The organism is bacterium (assembly GCA_024228115.1).
GTDB lineage: Bacteria > Myxococcota_A > UBA9160 > UBA9160 > UBA6930.
In genome coordinates, this window is sequence record JAAETT010000646.1 from 1 (window position 1) to 15,624 (window position 15,624).

Annotated in this window: 14 protein-coding genes and 1 pseudogene; 11 read left to right on the plus strand and 4 right to left on the minus strand. The window is 65.0% G+C overall.

The window, feature by feature from the left end; genetic code table 11:
• The first annotated feature begins 207 nt into the window (after positions 1 to 207).
• The 3 genes and pseudogenes from GY937_26695 (at position 208) to GY937_26705 (ending at position 1,885) form a co-directional block, all read left to right on the plus strand.
• Positions 208 to 709: pseudogene (locus GY937_26695) on the plus strand (flavin reductase family protein).
• Between the two features lie 9 nt (positions 710 to 718).
• A complete protein-coding gene (locus tag GY937_26700; protein MCP5060304.1) occupies positions 719 to 1,321 on the plus strand; it encodes a GNAT family N-acetyltransferase in 603 nt (200 codons plus the stop codon).
• Positions 1,322 to 1,339: 18 nt separating this feature from the next.
• The gene (locus GY937_26705) at positions 1,340 to 1,885 is read left to right on the plus strand and encodes a GrpB family protein (protein MCP5060305.1); all 546 of its coding nucleotides are present in this window, start codon (positions 1,340 to 1,342) and stop codon (positions 1,883 to 1,885) included.
• Here GY937_26705 and GY937_26710 read toward each other — a convergent pair.
• Positions 1,882 to 2,682: a CoA pyrophosphatase gene (locus GY937_26710; GenBank protein MCP5060306.1), complete on the minus strand. Its 801-nt coding sequence runs from the start codon at positions 2,680 to 2,682 to the stop codon at positions 1,882 to 1,884. The two genes, GY937_26705 and GY937_26710, sit on opposite strands and share 4 nt — an antisense overlap.
• Here GY937_26710 and GY937_26715 point away from each other — a divergent pair.
• The 5 genes from GY937_26715 (at position 2,560) to GY937_26735 (ending at position 8,412) form a co-directional block, all read left to right on the plus strand.
• Positions 2,560 to 3,471: an alpha/beta hydrolase gene (locus GY937_26715; protein ID MCP5060307.1), complete on the plus strand. Its 912-nt coding sequence runs from the start codon at positions 2,560 to 2,562 to the stop codon at positions 3,469 to 3,471. The genes GY937_26710 and GY937_26715 overlap by 123 nt on opposite strands.
• Before the next feature lie 195 nt (positions 3,472 to 3,666).
• Positions 3,667 to 6,546 (plus strand): 2-oxoglutarate dehydrogenase E1 component, encoded by a 2,880-nt coding sequence (locus GY937_26720; protein ID MCP5060308.1) that lies wholly within the window; start codon positions 3,667 to 3,669, stop codon positions 6,544 to 6,546.
• A 55-nt stretch (positions 6,547 to 6,601) separates the two neighbouring features.
• Positions 6,602 to 6,736, plus strand: a complete 135-nt coding sequence (locus GY937_26725) for a redoxin domain-containing protein (protein ID MCP5060309.1) — start codon at positions 6,602 to 6,604, stop codon at positions 6,734 to 6,736.
• A 9-nt stretch (positions 6,737 to 6,745) separates the two neighbouring features.
• A complete protein-coding gene (locus tag GY937_26730; GenBank protein ID MCP5060310.1) occupies positions 6,746 to 7,354 on the plus strand; it encodes a redoxin domain-containing protein in 609 nt (202 codons plus the stop codon).
• Between the two features lie 29 nt (positions 7,355 to 7,383).
• Positions 7,384 to 8,412, plus strand: a complete 1,029-nt coding sequence (locus tag GY937_26735; GenBank protein ID MCP5060311.1) for an RNA pseudouridine synthase — start codon at positions 7,384 to 7,386, stop codon at positions 8,410 to 8,412.
• Here the strand turns inward: GY937_26735 and GY937_26740 are convergent.
• Positions 8,309 to 9,544 carry a Glu/Leu/Phe/Val dehydrogenase gene (locus GY937_26740; protein MCP5060312.1) on the minus strand — a complete coding sequence of 412 codons (1,236 nt, stop codon included), beginning with the start codon at positions 9,542 to 9,544 and terminating at the stop codon, positions 8,309 to 8,311. The two genes, GY937_26735 and GY937_26740, sit on opposite strands and share 104 nt — an antisense overlap.
• 123 nt (positions 9,545 to 9,667) lie before the next feature.
• Here GY937_26740 and GY937_26745 point away from each other — a divergent pair, with 123 nt between their 5' ends.
• Positions 9,668 to 10,642, plus strand: a complete 975-nt coding sequence (locus tag GY937_26745) for an alpha/beta hydrolase (protein MCP5060313.1) — start codon at positions 9,668 to 9,670, stop codon at positions 10,640 to 10,642.
• Positions 10,639 to 11,301 (plus strand): alpha/beta fold hydrolase, encoded by a 663-nt coding sequence (locus GY937_26750; protein ID MCP5060314.1) that lies wholly within the window; start codon positions 10,639 to 10,641, stop codon positions 11,299 to 11,301. Before GY937_26745 ends, GY937_26750 begins: the two co-directional genes overlap by 4 nt.
• A 47-nt stretch (positions 11,302 to 11,348) precedes the next feature.
• Here the strand turns inward: GY937_26750 and GY937_26755 are convergent, their stop codons facing one another.
• Positions 11,349 to 12,716 (minus strand): hypothetical protein, encoded by a 1,368-nt coding sequence (locus GY937_26755; GenBank protein MCP5060315.1) that lies wholly within the window; start codon positions 12,714 to 12,716, stop codon positions 11,349 to 11,351.
• A gap of 81 nt (positions 12,717 to 12,797) precedes the next feature.
• Between GY937_26755 and GY937_26760 the strand changes: the two genes are divergently transcribed.
• Positions 12,798 to 14,348, plus strand: coding sequence for a sigma-54-dependent Fis family transcriptional regulator (locus GY937_26760; GenBank protein MCP5060316.1), 1,551 nt, complete (start codon positions 12,798 to 12,800; stop codon positions 14,346 to 14,348).
• A gap of 40 nt (positions 14,349 to 14,388) precedes the next feature.
• Here the strand turns inward: GY937_26760 and GY937_26765 are convergent, their stop codons facing one another.
• Positions 14,389 to 15,618, minus strand: coding sequence for a cytochrome P450 (locus tag GY937_26765; GenBank protein ID MCP5060317.1), 1,230 nt, complete (start codon positions 15,616 to 15,618; stop codon positions 14,389 to 14,391).
• Between the last annotated feature and the right edge of the window lie 6 nt (positions 15,619 to 15,624).

Below are 15,624 nucleotides of genomic sequence, written 5' to 3' on the forward strand. Positions count from 1 at the left end.
ACCATTGCTGAAGCGTCGCCCGCTGGCTCTTGCTGAGGTGAATCTCGGCTGCGACCCGCATCGTGCCCCTCTGGCCGTTCGCCGCGAGGGTAACGTGGATAGTCCAATAGTGCCCTTTATTTATGAATCATATCACTAGCCCCATCAGGCCTTCCTGAGTATCCTCCCGCACCGTCGTCATCCCAACCAATCGCGAGGTGAACGCAGATGGATGCCCAGGCCAAGAAGACCGCACTCCGCATGATTCCCTATGGACTCTACGTTCTCACCGCGGAGTCGAAGGGAAACGTCGCGGCATCCACTGTGAACTGGGTGACCCAGGCTTCGTTCGAACCCCCGCTGGTTGCGGTTGGCGTGAAGGATGGCTCGGGTGCCCACGAGCTGATCAAGGAATCCAAGGCGTTCGCGTTGAACGTGCTAGGGCAAGGGACAGAACGACATGGCCTTTTCGTTCTTCAAGCCGCTGGAGCGAGAGGGCGACTCGATCGGAGGCGAGGCGTTCACGATCGGTGAGGCCGGCGCCCCGGTCCTGGCCAATGCAGCAGCTTCCCTGGAGTGCAGGCTCGTCGACACGTTGGAGAAGGGTGATCATTCGATCTTCCTCGGGGAGGTCATCGGGGCCGGGCTCAACGCCGAGATCGATGGTAGGCCGGATGACGCGATCCTTGCGCTCGGCGATCTGGGCGAGAGCACGTTCTACGGCGGGTAGAGGAGCGAGATGGAGATTCGGGAAGAAAGCCTGGCCCATCTCGAAGCTCATGCCCACATCGAGATCGAGTTCGACGTCACCCGCGTCCTCGATGTCGGGGTTCGGGATCGGGGTCTCGGAGGCTTCGAGTTGACCGAGCGCGCCGTCCTGCCGGTCTACCAGAAGAACTACGACGCGACTTCAGGGAGCCATCCGACCGAGTGGAGTCGCCAGTTCGATCTGGCCAATTGGGGGCTGCTCTCGGCTTGGGAGGCCGAGAAGCGGATCGGTGGGGCGGTGATCGCCTTCGATACGAAGGGCCTGCACATGCTGGAGGGTCGCACGGATCTCGCGGTTCTCTGGGATCTTCGGGTGGCAAGGGGTAGCCGTCGCAAAGGGGTGGGGGCATCGCTCTTTGCAGCGGCGTGTGAATGGGCCAGGGGGCGCGGCTGCTGCCAACTCAAGGTCGAGACCCAGAACGACAACGTGCCCGCGTGCAGCTTCTACGCCCGCCAGGGCTGTGTTCTCCATGGTATCCACCGCTTCGCCTATCCGGACCTTCCAGAGGAGGTCCAGCTGCTCTGGTACAAGAGCCTCGTCGATCCCCCGGAACTTCCGACGGGCCACGAGTAGGTCGCTCGGGTGGGCGACGTGAGCGCACTCGGACTCGACAAACGCGTAGTCCAGCTGGTTCCCCATCGCCAGGAATGGGCCACGGAGTTCTCGGATGAAGAAACGAGGCTGCGTGGTGCCCTCTCGTCGTTGGCTTGTGAGATCGAGCATGTGGGCAGCACTTCGGTTCTCGGGCTACCCGCGAAACCAATCCTCGATATCGCGATCGGTGTCGCTTCAGTCAGCGATGTAACGAACGCCCTCAAGGCGCTCGGCCAGCTCGGCTACGAATACATGGTCGACGCAGGAGCGGAGGGTGGCCACGTGCTGATGCGTGAATCCGATCTTCACGTTCGCACTCATCACCTCCATCTCGTGACGCTGGAAGATCCTCAGTGGGAGACCTACCTCTTGTTCCGGGATTTCCTGCGTGGCGATGATGCCGCGCGAGATGCCTACGCCGCCGAAAAATCCACGCTCGCAGCCTTGTATCCGACGGATCGGGAAGGCTACACCGCCGCCAAAGACGAGATCGTGCAGCGGATCATTCTGGAAGCGCGTCGCAGCGGCCAGGCGGCGGACTAACGCCAGGCGAAGAGCGGTTGCTCGAAATGGGCGACGCGGGTCCCTCGTCCCCACATGGCGACCTCTCGGAGCTGGTAGAGGATGGCCGCCGTCGGTGCGTGGATGTGGGTTCCGAGTAGCGGGATCGAGATGACGGGGCGCTCGCTTTCCGGGATGCGTCGAAGGCGGGGTACGTCCGGGGCGTCGAGGAGTTCGAGGGCAACGCGGTAGATCTCGGCGACCTCGGTCGGGTCGGGAACGAGTTCCCTGGCTCCACCGGCCCAGGTGACGACCGGGGTGATGACGAAGCCGCTTCGGGTCGGGTAGTCGTCCAGCAGGCCGAGAATGGAGCTGGGCTCGAGATCCAGGCCTACCTCTTCGTGAAGCTCGCGGAGGGCAGCGGCTTCCGGCGTCTCCCCCGGGTCGAGGCGGCCACCGGGAAGGGCCCATTGGCCAGGATGATTGCGCAGCCGGGCCGCGCGTCGTGTAAGGATGAAACACGCACGCCCTTCGTCATCGGGAAGCAGGGCAAGGGCCACCGCGGCATGGCGACGCTCACCGAGGGTCTCCGCGGTACGATCGAAGCCATCCATGTGGCCCCGGATGCGCTCGCGGAGATCGGGGTCCAGGCTCGTCACCGGTGCAGGGTAACGGACCCGGCGGCCCGAGAAGGGTACGGCTAAGGTGTCCGCCCCATGCAGATCGCAGCCTCTCTTCTTGCCCAGGCCGAGCGTCGCAGCATCGTTCTGCCCGATCGGGGTGCCGAGATCGCGCTGCTGGATTGGGGCGGGGAGGGCCCGATCGCCCTTCTGCACCATGCCAACGGCTTCTGCAAGGGCACATGGGCGAGGGTCGCGGAAGGCTTGCGTGCGGACTACCGGGTGGTTGCCATGGATGCCCGCGGGCACGGCGATTCTCCGCAGCCGGCGGGAGATCCGGCGGACGTCTACGCCTGGGACGAGTTCGCTTTCGACCTGATCGCGGTGGCCGAGCAACTGCTCGCTGAATCGGGAGATCGCCAGATCGCCGTCGGGGTTGGTCATTCCTTCGGTGGGACTTCGATGCTCGGGGCTGCCTCCCGCAGGCCGGGTCTCTTCGGCAGGCTCGTGCTCGTCGATCCCGTGACCCCGCCACCGCCGGACCAGGAACCTCCGGAGCGTCCGGTTCACGTGGACAACCTGGTCGAGGGTGCGCTGAAGCGGCGGGCAGATTGGCCAAGCGCCGAGGAAGCCCGGGAGTGGTGGGCGGAACGGGATTTCTTTGCCGCCTGGCAACCCGAAGCCCTCGACCTCTACACGCTGGATGGCTTGCACAAGCGCGCTGATGGCAATGTGGAGCTCAAGTGTTCCCCGGAGGTCGAGGCGGCGGTGTTCAACCAGAGCCGCGGGCTCGATGTGCGGGTGTTGGCGCGGCGTACCCAGACGCCGGTTCTGTGGCTGTGGGCCAGGGGCGGCAATTTCCCGCTGCCCTTTCACCAGGCACTGGTCGCGATGATGCCGGCGGCGCACCTCGAGGAGGTCGACGCCGGGCATCTGGTGCCGATGGAGCGCCCGGAACTGATCGTGGAGGCCGTGCGCGGCTTCGTTGCGGACCAGGAAGTCTCATGAACCCGGGCTCGCATTGCGGGGTCTCTGTGGTGGGGCATCCGGTCGGCGCCTAGGCTACGCCTCTCTGTTTGGGCTTCATGCTCGGGCTAGGCCAGCCGATGACCGGAAGGCCATGCCGCGAAGATGTCGAGGGGCTCCGCAGGCTGGTCTAGGATTCCAGTTGCCAGGTTGCCCTCAAGAAAAGGAAGGTGAGCGGTGAGCGCCGTCCGCCAGAAAGGCCGCCCAGAGAAGGCGTCGGGCGAGGGAGGCGGCGAAAAGCCGGCCCCCGGTAGTTTCGGTGTCAACGCAGGCATCGTCGCGGAGATTCGCGAGCGGTACACCCTCGATCCGGGTTCGGTCGATGCGAGTTGGGCCGAACTCTTCGGAGACGTCAAGAGCCCTCGCCAGCCGGCAGCCGCCACGAAACCTGCGCCGGCCCCCGCCGTGGTTTCCAAGACGGAAGCCGATTCGAGGGCAGCGCTTTCCCCTCCCATTGCGAGCCCGCAGGTTGCCGAGAAGCACGCCCGCGTGCTGCGTCTGATTCACGCCTATCGTGCCCGCGGCCACCGGATTGCGGATTCGAACCCGTTGGCAGATTCGCGTAGCGAGTTCCCGGAACTCGATCCCGCCCACTACGGTCTCGGCGATGACGACCGGGATCAATCGTTCTTCGCGGGCGATCTGCCGGGTGGCCCGATCCAGACTCTTGGGCAGATTCTCGACCGTCTGCGCTCGACCTATTGCCGCAAGATCGGTGTCGAGTTCACGCACATCCAGGATCCGGGCCGTCGTCAGTGGCTCTTTCAGCAGATGGAAGAGCATGAGAACGACACCACCCAGCTTCCCGAAGAGCGTCTGCGCATCCTCGAGAAGATCTGTGCGGCGGAGCTCTTCGAGCGCTTCCTCCACACCAAGTTCCTCGGCCAGAAGCGTTTCTCGCTCGAAGGGGCCGAAGCGCTGATCCCGCTGCTCGATACGATCGTCGAGGAGGCGCCCGCTCGCGGCGCTCGCGAGCTGGTGCTGGGGATGTCCCACCGTGGCCGGTTGAATGTGCTTTCCAATATCCTCGGCAAGAGTCTCGAGGCCATGTTCTCCGAGTTCGAGGATGTGGCGGAGCACGATTCGCCGTTCGGTTCCGGCGACGTCAAGTACCACAGAGGCTTTTCGAGCGATCGCCGCACCCGCTCGGGTGAACGCGTTCACCTGAGCCTGACCGCGAATCCTTCGCACCTCGAAGCCGTGGATCCGGTTGTCGAAGGTCGGACCCGGGCGAAGCAGATCCGAAGCGGCGATGAGAAGGGTGAGCAAACCGTACCGGTTCTCCTGCACGGCGATGCCGCTTTCGCTGGGCAAGGGATGGTGGCGGAAACCCTGAACCTCTCCCATCTGGACGGCTACTCGGTGGGTGGGACGATTCACGTGATCGTGAACAACCAGATCGGTTTTACGACCACACCGAACGAAGCCCGCTCGACGCTGTACGCGACGGATGTCGCGAAGATGATCCAGATCCCGATCTTCCACGTGAACGGTGACGATCCAGAGGCCGTGGTGTATGTCACGAAGCTGGCCTTCGCCTATCGTCAGCGCTTCGGTGACGACGTGGTCATCGACCTGATCTGCTACCGCCGCCACGGCCACAACGAAGCAGACGAGCCGAGTTTCACGAATCCGCTTCTCTACGCGAAGATCCGCGCGAAGGATTCCCTGCGCGCGCTCTACACCGAGCAACTGGTTCGCGGCGGAACGCTCTCCCAGGCCGATGTGGAACGCATCGAAGAGGATCTGGGCGACCAGTTGCAGCAGGCGCTTCAAGTCATCAAGACCAAGCCGCCCGGGCCTGACGAGCCCTACGAGCCTCGCGGGCCGTGGCAGGGTTTCGAGCGCACGGATTCCCGCGACGAATGCGAGACGTCGGTTCCGGTCGAGCGCCTTGCACAGATCGCCGAAGGCCTGGCAAGCGTTCCTGCTGAGTTCGAAGTGCATAAGAAGCTCAACGCGATGCTCGACAAGCGCCGCAAGGTGATCGCCGAGGATTCACCGATCGATTGGGCCACCGGCGAGGCGCTCGCCTTCGGCAGCCTGCTCGTCGAAGGCACGCCGGTTCGTCTCTCGGGGCAGGATTGCTCGCGGGGGACGTTCAGCCACCGACATGCCGTGCTGGTTCATCAGCAAACGGGAAACGAGTACGCACCCCTCGATCATCTCTCCGAGACCCAGGCCCGCTTCGAGGTCTTCGATAGCCACCTTTCCGAGGCTGCGGTGCTGGGCTTCGAGTACGGCTACAGCCTGGCCGATCCAACGACGCTTACGCTCTGGGAGGCCCAGTTCGGCGATTTCGCGAATGGCGCCCAGGTGATCATCGACCAGTTCATCACTTGCGCTCACGTCAAATGGCAACGCATGAGTGGGCTCGTGATGCTGCTGCCCCACGGCTACGAGGGGCAGGGGCCGGAGCATTCCAGTGCTCGGATCGAGCGCTTCTTGCAGCTCTGTGCCGAAGACAACTACCAGGTCGTCAACTGCACCACGCCTGCGCAGTATTTCCACGTGCTGCGTCGGCAGATGCGGCGGGCCTATCGCGCACCGCTCGTGGTCTTCACTCCGAAAAGCCTGCTTCGCGCTCCTCGAGCGACCTCTCACGTGGCGGATTTCGTGAACCGCGGTTTCCAGCCGGTGATCGACGATTCGAGCATCCTGGATCCCTCGTTGGTGCGTCGCGTGCTCTTCTGCAGCGGCAAGGTCTACTACGACCTTCTGGCCCATCGCGAGAAACGTGACGGCGTGGCCGCGGGGGACGCGGCCGGCGACGTGGCGATCGTTCGACTGGAAGAGCTCTACCCTTGGCCCGAAGCGCGGATCCAGCAGATCATGGAGCGCTACGCCGAGGCCGAAGGTGTGTTCTGGGTCCAGGAGGAGCCGGCCAACATGGGGCCGTGGACGTTCGTCCGCGAGCGACTCCAGGGCCAGTTGCTCACGCTCGCCAAACTGGGCTACGCCGGACGCGTGGACCACGCGAGCCCGGCCACAGGCTCGGGGCGAATCCATCGGGCCGAGCAGGCGGCGTTGCTGGAGGTCGCCTTCAAGGGCGTGTGACCGGAATCCGCTCAGCCGGGTGGCCATCGGGCGCGGGGCTGCCTATAACCGGTCGATGATCAACGAAGGTGACCGGGCTCCGGATTTCACGCTCAAGGACCAGTTCGGGCGGGACGTCTCCCTCTCGGATTTCGCGGGCCGCAGGCACGTCCTGCTGGTCTTCTACCCTCTCGACTGGACGCCCACCTGAAGCGAAGAAGTGCCTGCGCTGGAAGCGCAGCTCAACGAGTTTCAGGCGGCCCACACCCAGGTCCTGGGTGTCAGTATCGATAGCCACTATTGCCACGCCAATTGGGCTCGCGATCTGGGTGGTATCTCCTTCCCCTTGCTCGCGGATTTCCAGCCCAAGGGTGCCATGGCGAGTGCCTACGGCCTGTATCTCGACGGGCCGGGCATTACCGACCGAGCGACGGTCCTGATCGACGCGGGCGGCGTGGTCCGTCATGCCTCTTCGGTGGGTCCGGCTGGCAAGCGAGATATCGGTGAGCTCGTTTCCCTGGCCGAGGGGGTCGACGGCGGTTTCGACGGCAGCCGTGAAGACTTCGCGGCTGCAGCCGGTACACCCGGCGCTGTCGTCTATCTGAAGGATGCGTGTGGCTCCTCCCGTGCGGTTCGCGTGGCGATGGACAACTTGCATCTCGGCAGCGTCGAAGTGCGCAATGTCAGCAAGGATGCGACGGCTCTCGAGGCGCTCAAGGCTGCCTCCGGCGCAGAGACCGCACCTTGTCTCGTCGTGGGCGGGCAGGCAACGCCGGAATCGGCGGCGATCATCACTCGCCTGGCCGACGACGCAGCTCCGATTCGTTAGGCCCGGCTTCAAGGGCCTGGCATCCAGACGTGGCCAGCCTCCGATCTCCCGAGGCTGAACGCGCGGATCCGCTGCTGCATCGTCAGGAGTGGAGGCTGGACGGGACCTGCGCCTGGTCTGCTTTCGTCAGCGAGGCCCGGTCGCGATGGGTTCCGGGCCCCGCCGCCTTCGATCGCGTGCTCTGGCACGGAGGCCTCCAATTCGATCGACAGCCCCTCGACCCGGATCGGCCACCCACGGAGCTGGCGGCCGGGACCCGCGTGGTCGGTTGGGGTTTCGAGCGCGAGCCCGAGGTTCCGGGTGTCGGGGCAGACGCGGTGTTGCTCGATGCTTCCGGCCTGGTCGCGGTGAACAAGCCGGCATGGCTTCCGATGCAGCGGACCCGCGCTTCTGTGAGGCACTCCCTCGAGGGGGCGCTTCGCCAGCTTCTCGACTGCCCGACGCTAGGTGCCGTGCATCGGCTCGATCGCCAGACGAGTGGCGTTGCCGTGTTCGCCCGCACCAGCGCGGCGGCGAGTCATCTCCAACGTTCACTCGAGCTTCGCCGCGTGCACAAGCGCTACCTCGCCTGGGTCTCACCTCCGCCGGCCTGGCGGGGCTGCAGGATTGCCGGCTGGATGCAGCGCGCACCCAACACCCGGCGCCCGTGTTTCGCCCTCGGTGCCTGGCCGGGCGATGAAGGGCGCTGGAGCGAGACACGGGTGGGCCTCCGCGAAGAGGTGGACGGTCGAGCGCTCCTGGAAGCAAGGCCGATCAGCGGTCGGACCCATCAGATCCGTGTCCACCTCTCCTCTCTCGGGCATCCCGTCGTGGGAGACGATCTCTACGGCCCCGCCTATGAAGCCAGCGCTCCCCACGCAGCCGGCCGCGTGCAGCTCCACGCCCGGAGCATCGCCCTGACCCTGCCCAAGGATTCAAAGCGCACCGAAATCGAGGCTCCACCGCCCGCAGACTTCATCCCACCAACCAACGCAACCAGCGGCTCTCGGCCAGCCGGTTGGCGGCTTCTACCGGAGGGATGCCGGCGTCTCGGGAGAGTTCGAGCAGGCGCCGTGTGACGGCCGGGATCCCGTCTTCCCAGGCCGGGTCGAGGTGCCGCGCGACAGCCGGATCCTTCTCCAGCCGGCCGTACTGCTCGTTGGCGACGGCGACGATACCCATCCGATTGACCACGAAATCGGGCACGTAGGTGATACCCCGCTCAGCGAGTGCCGCCCCATCGCGATCCTCTCGCATCAGTGGATTGTTGGCCGCACCACAGATCATCCTCGTCTGAAGCCGCGGGATGATCTCGGGTCCGATCACGCCCCCGAGTGCATTCGGTACCAGGACGTCGCAGGGCTCGAGGAGCAGGTCGGTATCTTCCGGGCGTGAGAGGCGCACTTCCACCGGCGCCTCGCGCCAGCGCGTCGCAAGCTCTCCGCAGCGTGTGGCTGAGATTTCGCTGGCGACGATCGAACCGACACCGCGGGCCAACAAGAGGTCGACCATCACGGTGCCTACGTTCCCAAGGCCCTGCATCGCGATGCGTCGGCCCGCCAGACCGTCCAGATCCTGGGCTTCGAGTGCGGCTTCCATTCCGCAGACGACGCCGGCTGCGGTGTACGGCGCGGGGTTTCCTGCGCCTCCGCATCTAGCGGGGATGCAGGTGACGAAACGGGTGCGCTCGAAAACGCTGGCGATGTCCTCGGGCCACGTGCCCGCATCTTCCGCCGTGATGTAGCAGCCGCTGAGTGAGCTCACGAAATCGCCGTACTCCTGGTAGAGGAGCCTGCGCGTCGCGTCGTCCGGATTCTCGGGGCCTGCAATGAGGCCCTTGCCTCCGCCCCACCAGAGGCCTGCCAGAGCATTCTTGCGTGACATGCCCCAGGAGAGGCGCAAGCCGTCGCTCAGGAACGTCGCGAGATCCGGATAGCGCCAACGCCGAAGGCCACCCTGGGCCTGACCGCGGGAGGTCGCGTGGAGGAACGCGCCGAAGAGCGCGCCGGTCTCGGGTCCGACCGCCAGGAACACCGCTTCGTGGCCGCGAGCGCCTCCTACCCCCTCCTCCAGGAAGTCGGAGATCTCCAGCAACGAGTCGTGCGAGGCCTCCAGGTTGGATCCCTGGCGTATCCACGAGGCGAATCCGCCACCAAGCTCCCGCAGCTCGCCGGCTACGGTTCGAGGCGGAAGATCGAGGAGGCGTTCCATGGCCTCATTGGTTTCGGCTGTCTGGTGCCCCGACACGAGCCTGCTTGCTGGGCCCGGAGGTCTGCAGCCTGGAAGCCTGGGACGTGGCGGTTACCCTGCGCTCGCGCCGTGGAGAGACCCATCGTGAACGAAGCTGCCCGCCGGCCTGCCTCGCCGGCCGAGAAAGCCTCCGACCCGGAGGCTGACGAGGCTTTCAGCGCTGCCCGGACCTATCCCGGAGCTCGCCGGCCGGATCGCCGGCGGACGGTCGTGAGCCACGGCTTGGAGCTGGCCGTCTTTGAGTGGGGCGCACCTACAGGTCAGCCGATCCTGTTCGCTCACGGCGGCTTCGATTTCTCCGGCACCTATGATCGGTTTGCGCCTCTGCTCGCCGACGCGGGCTACCGCGTCGTCTGCTGGGATCAGCGCGGCCACGGAGATTCGCCCCATGCCGCGCTCTATAGCTGGGATGCCGATGTGCGTGACATGCTGGCGGTGCTCGATTCGATCGGGCCGGATCCGATTCCGCTGCTCGGCCACTCCAAGGGCGGTGGTATCGCCATCCACCTGATCCAGGCGGTTCCCCATCGGATCAGCCGCTTCGTGAACATCGACGGGATTCCGTCCCAGATGAACCCGCCGGATGTGGCGGACCACGATCGCACCAAGCTGCTCGCCACCGAGCTTGCGACCTGGCTGGATCACCGCGGGCGGGCGGGCACCAAGGTTCGCCGCGCGGATTCGATCGATGGCCTCGCCCGGCGGCGCCAGAAGATGAACCCGCGGCTCTCCATCGAATGGCTGCGCTATCTGGTCACCGTCGGTGCACGACGTGACGACGACGGCTGGCGCTGGAAGATCGATCCCGTGCTTCGCCCCGGTGGCTTCGGCCCTTGGCGTGCGGTCTGGTCCCTGCGCCGCATGGTGGCGATGCCCGTCCCCATGCTGGCCATCCTGGGCCTGAAAGAAGAACCGATGGGTTGGGGCACGACGCCCGAAGGAGCGTTGCCCTTCTTGCCGCGAAATGCCGAACTCGTGAAGTTCGAAGATACGGGCCACTTCATTCACATCGAGCAACCAGAACGTGTGGCCGCGGCCGTACTCGAGTACCTCTCGTGACGGTGAAGCGTCTACCTCATGTCCACGTCGAGCTGGCCCTTCACACCCTTCGCAGCGAGGCCGGCCCGCCGCTGCTGTTGCTTCACGGGCTCGGTGAGCGTTCGCCCGGAGAGGTGCCGACAGAGGCTCGAGGCTGGCCTGGCTCGATCCACGCTCTCGATTTCACGGGTCACGGAGAGAGCAGCATTCCGGCGGGCGGTGGCTATACCGCTGAAGTCCTGATGGGTGATGCGGCGACGGTCCTCGACCATCTGGGCCAGGGCACATTGTTGGGCCGCGGTCTGGGAGCGTACATCGCGCTACTCCTTGCCGGGGCCCGGCCCAAACAGGTGCGTGGGATCGTGCTTTGTGACGGCCTGGGTCTGGCGGGCGGCGGCCGCGAGCCCGGTTCCTCGTCGGTGGTCTTTCCGGATCCGGAGGGTGTGGCGCCCCCGGATCCATTCGCCCTGGCGGAGCTTGCCCGAGACGTTCGGCCGCCGGATTACGCCACGGCGTTTGCGCGTCAGGCGGCCCAGCTTTCGGGCCTCGACCATCCCGTTTCAGTCGCCTGCATGGATCGGCCCGACTGGCTGGAGGCCGTGGTTCTCGAACCGGGGGTCATCGAGGCGTCGGCGGAGAACGCGCTCGCAGCCTACGCGAAGATCGAAACTTCGGAGTAGGGCGCGGCATTTCGATCGGGAGCCGGAATCCCAACGCCGGCATGCCACTACCTGTGTGTCGGGTCGGTTTTCTTCGGGTCCAGATCCGCAAGGCCGTGAAGCTCCGCGCGTAGCGCCTCCCGCTCTTCTCGGAGCTGTCTCGCACTACGGTGCCTGAGCTTCAGGGAGAGGTAGGCGTCGACTTCGCTCCAGAAAAATTCGTGGCGCTCGTGAAAGAGCATTGCGAAGAAACCGGTCACCGGCGTCACGATGAGGGAGAAGAATGCCCACCAGGGTCCGGCTGCGCCCCAGACCGCAGCGGCGACGAGGGCCCAGGTGATGGGGAAGAGGAAGAAGCTGCTGAAGAGTTTCATGGTGGCGGGCAGGTCTTCGGTCTTCATGAACCGCGCGACGACACCGCAGAGTCGGTACGGAACGAAATGGATCAGCGTGCCAACGAGGGCCATCGGCAACCAGAAGAGCATCAGGGATGCGCTGCCCAGGACGTAGAGTCCGATGTCCCGCTTGCGATAGCGAGCGGCGATCTGGTCGTCGCGCACGCCAATCCGGTGCAGGTCTTCGGCGTATTTCTCGAGCCGGGCCTGGAGTGCCCGCATTCGCTCCGGGAAGAGCTCCCGCAATCGTTCGCCGGCCGCGATGAAATCCCGACGCACGGCGAAGGCTTCGTCGAGAGCCATGCGCGACGGGAGTTCCAACTTCTTGCCGGCCATGAGATCCCCCGCGGTCTCGACGGCGCGGACGTCTTCCGCCGAGGGATAGTTGAGGGTGACCTCGGCCAGCCCTTCACGGATCGCGTCCGTGAGCGTACGCGCCTGATCGGCTTGCCACGCACTGACATCGATTGGCGTTCCGATGCGAATCAAGGCCCGCGATCGAAACGTGCCCTTCTCTTCGAACGTCAGACCTACGGGAATGATCCAGGTGCCGAGCGGGCCAAATCGTTCCTCGGCCTCGAGCGCGATCCGCGCCGCGCCGGTCTTGAGTTCTGCAAGGTGGGGGGCGTCGTGGCTGATGCCTTCTGGAAAGAGCGCAATTGCACCGCCCGCTGCCAGTTCTTCGTGGCAACGCGCAAAGGTCTCCTGGTTTCGTGAGGTATCGGCGCCCTCGTCCTGGCGGCGATACACCGGGATCACGCTGGCCAGATCCAGGAGCCGGCGCATCACCGGGATGTGCCAGAGAGTGCTCTTGGCCAGGAACCGCGGGTCTACGTCCAGGTGGGCGAGGAGCAAAGCCGGGTCGACAAGGCTGTTGTGGTGATTCGCGACGAGCAGGAGGGGGACGCCACGGGGGAGCCTTTCCCGCCCCATGACTTCCACCTCGCGGAAGAAGACGCCCATCAGCGCCTTGCAAAGCCAGGCAACGAATCCGGCGCTTCGGCCCCGCTCGGCCGGGGCTTCAGCGGGAAGACTATTCATCCGATGCTCCTTACTGTACATGCACTGTACAGATCCGCGGTGCGTCCCGTCTCCGCGCGTCCCAGAACATCGGAGCACCGAATGACGCTCATGAGAGGCAAGGAACGTGCCATCGCCGATGCGATGTCGCGCCTGACCCACGTGAATCCGTTCCTGCCCGAGCGGATCGCGATCGAGAAGGATGTGCTCGGGGGGCGCTTCGTCGCCACGCGAGAAGTCTGGAATGTGGACACGGAACTCGGCGGTCTGAATGCGAACCTGGCGCCAATCGACGACGCCGTGCGACAGCTTCTCCCGACTCTGCGGGATCGGCTCTCCCGGGGTGAGCCGGCCAGCGATGAGGAGCTTGCACTCTACGAAGATCTGGTTCTCTATGCCTTGTACGCGGAGTATGCGCCGATCTGGTTCGAGGCGATGGAGCGGGACGCAGACGGGCGCCCCCGCAAGGTGCCTGCCTACGATCGCTTTGCGGTAGATGTCGCGGGCTACTTCGAACCAACGGGCCTCGGGAGCGGAGCTCGCCGGGACGCGGCCTTCTTGTTCGCCTACGGCTACCAGACCCGCCGCGCATTCCACCACGTGTTTCGTCAGATTTTCGGCGCCTCGCTCCCGGCAGCGAAGCTTCGGGCATCGGTCTGGCAATCGATCTTCAGCCATGATCGCTCGCGCTACCGGCGTGTGCTCCATGACCGCATGCACGATTTCACGACCCTGATCACCGGTGAATCCGGAACAGGAAAGGAGTTGGTGGCCCGAGCGATCGGTTTCTCCCGCTACATCCCCTTCGATTCGGACACCCGGACGTTCGCTGAGGGATTCACGCTTGGGTTTCATCCACTGAACCTGTCGGCACTCTCACCGACGCTGATCGAGTCGGAACTCTTCGGCCACAAGAAGGGAGCGTTCACCGGCGCGGTGGACGACCGGGAGGGCTGGCTCGAGGCTTGCGGCGTGGGCGGCACGGTCTTCCTGGATGAAGTCGGCGAGCTCGATCCGGAGATCCAGGTGAAGCTGCTGCGGGTGCTGCAGAGTCGCACTTTCCAACGCCTGGGCGAAATCCAGGAGCGCCAATTCGAAGGCAAGATCATCGCCGCCACGAATCGGGATCCCGGTGAGGAAATGCAGGGTGGTGCTTTTCGGCAGGATTTCTACTACCGGCTCTGCTCGGATCGCATCCACACGCCGAGCCTGCGCGATCAGTTGGCGGATCATCCCGGGGATCTCCACAACCTGATCCTGGTGATTGCACGGCGGCTATTCGGACGCGACGAGGCCGACGCAGTGGCTGGGCAAGTGGAGGCATGGATCCACGCCGAGCTTGGTAGCGACTACGCATGGCCCGGGAACATTCGAGAGCTCGAGCAATGCATCCGCAACGTGGTGATCCGCGGAAGTTATGCGGCGCCCACCGCGACGAAGGTGCGGGCTGCCGCCGGAATGCGTGGGGAACTCGCCGCCGCGACCGCCGCGGGGGAGTTGGATATGGAAGAGCTGGGCGTGCGTTACGCGACGCTGCTCTATCACCAGACAGGAAGCTACGAGGAAGCGGCCCGCCGCCTCGGCCTCGATCGGCGCACCGTGAAAGCGAGGGTGGATCCCCAACTTCTCGAGCGCCTCCGCTCGGAGGGCTGAGGCCCGGCCGCACTCATCAAGGAGTGCGTTCTCGTCGCGGCTAGGCCTCCGGTGTGAAGCGGACCTTCATTTCCGCGCACGTTCGAACCAGGGCCGAGGGGACGAGGACCGGCCCTCCCGCCGTGTACTCCATATCCGGCAGTCGGCGCAGGATCTCCTGGATAGCCACGCGCATCTCCATGCGGGCCAGGTTGGCACCGAGGCAGAAGTGATTGCCGATGCCGAAACCCAGGTGGTGGGGAGCGCGATCGATGTCGAAGCGATCCGGGTCGTCGAACTGGCGCTCGTCCCGGTTGGCCGAGGGATAGAGCAGCAGCACCGTCTGGCCGGCTTTGATCTTCTGATCGCCGAGCTCGGTGTCGCGGGTGGCCGTACGCCCGAAGGAGCGCACCGGCGTGGCGAGGCGGACCATTTCTTCGACGGCATTGGGAATCAGGGACGGGTCGTCGATCAGGCGCTGCCGGGCTTCGGGGTTTTCGATGAGCAGCTGCATGCCGGCGGAGATCCCGTTCCGGGTCGTCTCGTTCCCCGCGACCATCAGGATGACCATCAGCTTGATCAGCTCGTCGTTCTGCAGATCCGGGTCGCCGATGGCATCAGTGGTGGGACCTGTCTCGTCGTACTTCTTCAGCAGACCCGAATCCTTGGCGCCGGTGAGGATGCTGACAAGGTCGTCCTTGGGGTTCTTGCGCCGATCCTCGATGATGGGCGTGACGTAGGTTGCGTATTCGAGGTAGGACTGGCCGGCACGGGCCGTGATGACCGGATCATCCATGTTGCCGTCCGCGGCAATCATGGTGTCCGACCAGTGGTGGAATTTGTCATAGTCCGCGTCGCGGATCCCGATCATCGCAGCGATCAGGCGGAGGGGCAGGGGAACTGCGATTTCCGTGACGAACTCGCACTCGCCCTTGGCCGCTACGCTATCGATCGCTTCGTCCGTGATCTCGCGGAACGTCTTCTCGAGGATCTTCACCATCCGCGGGGTGAATCCCTTGTTGATCATGCCGCGCAGCTGACCGTGGCGGGGCTCCTCTTCGTCGATCAGGCCGAGCTTGACGTCGTTACCGGGGCGCACGCCGAGGCCAGACGTAAAGGTCGCCTGATCCTTCGACACCGCGACGACATCGTCGAAGTTGGCGACGGTCCACAGCTCATCCTTCTCGGACCAGCGCACGGGCTCGTTCTGGCGAAGCCAGCGCATGCGCTCGAGCATGGCCTCCTCTTCCCAGTTTCCGGAATCGAGGTATGCGATATCGGCATCGACCATGGGGTT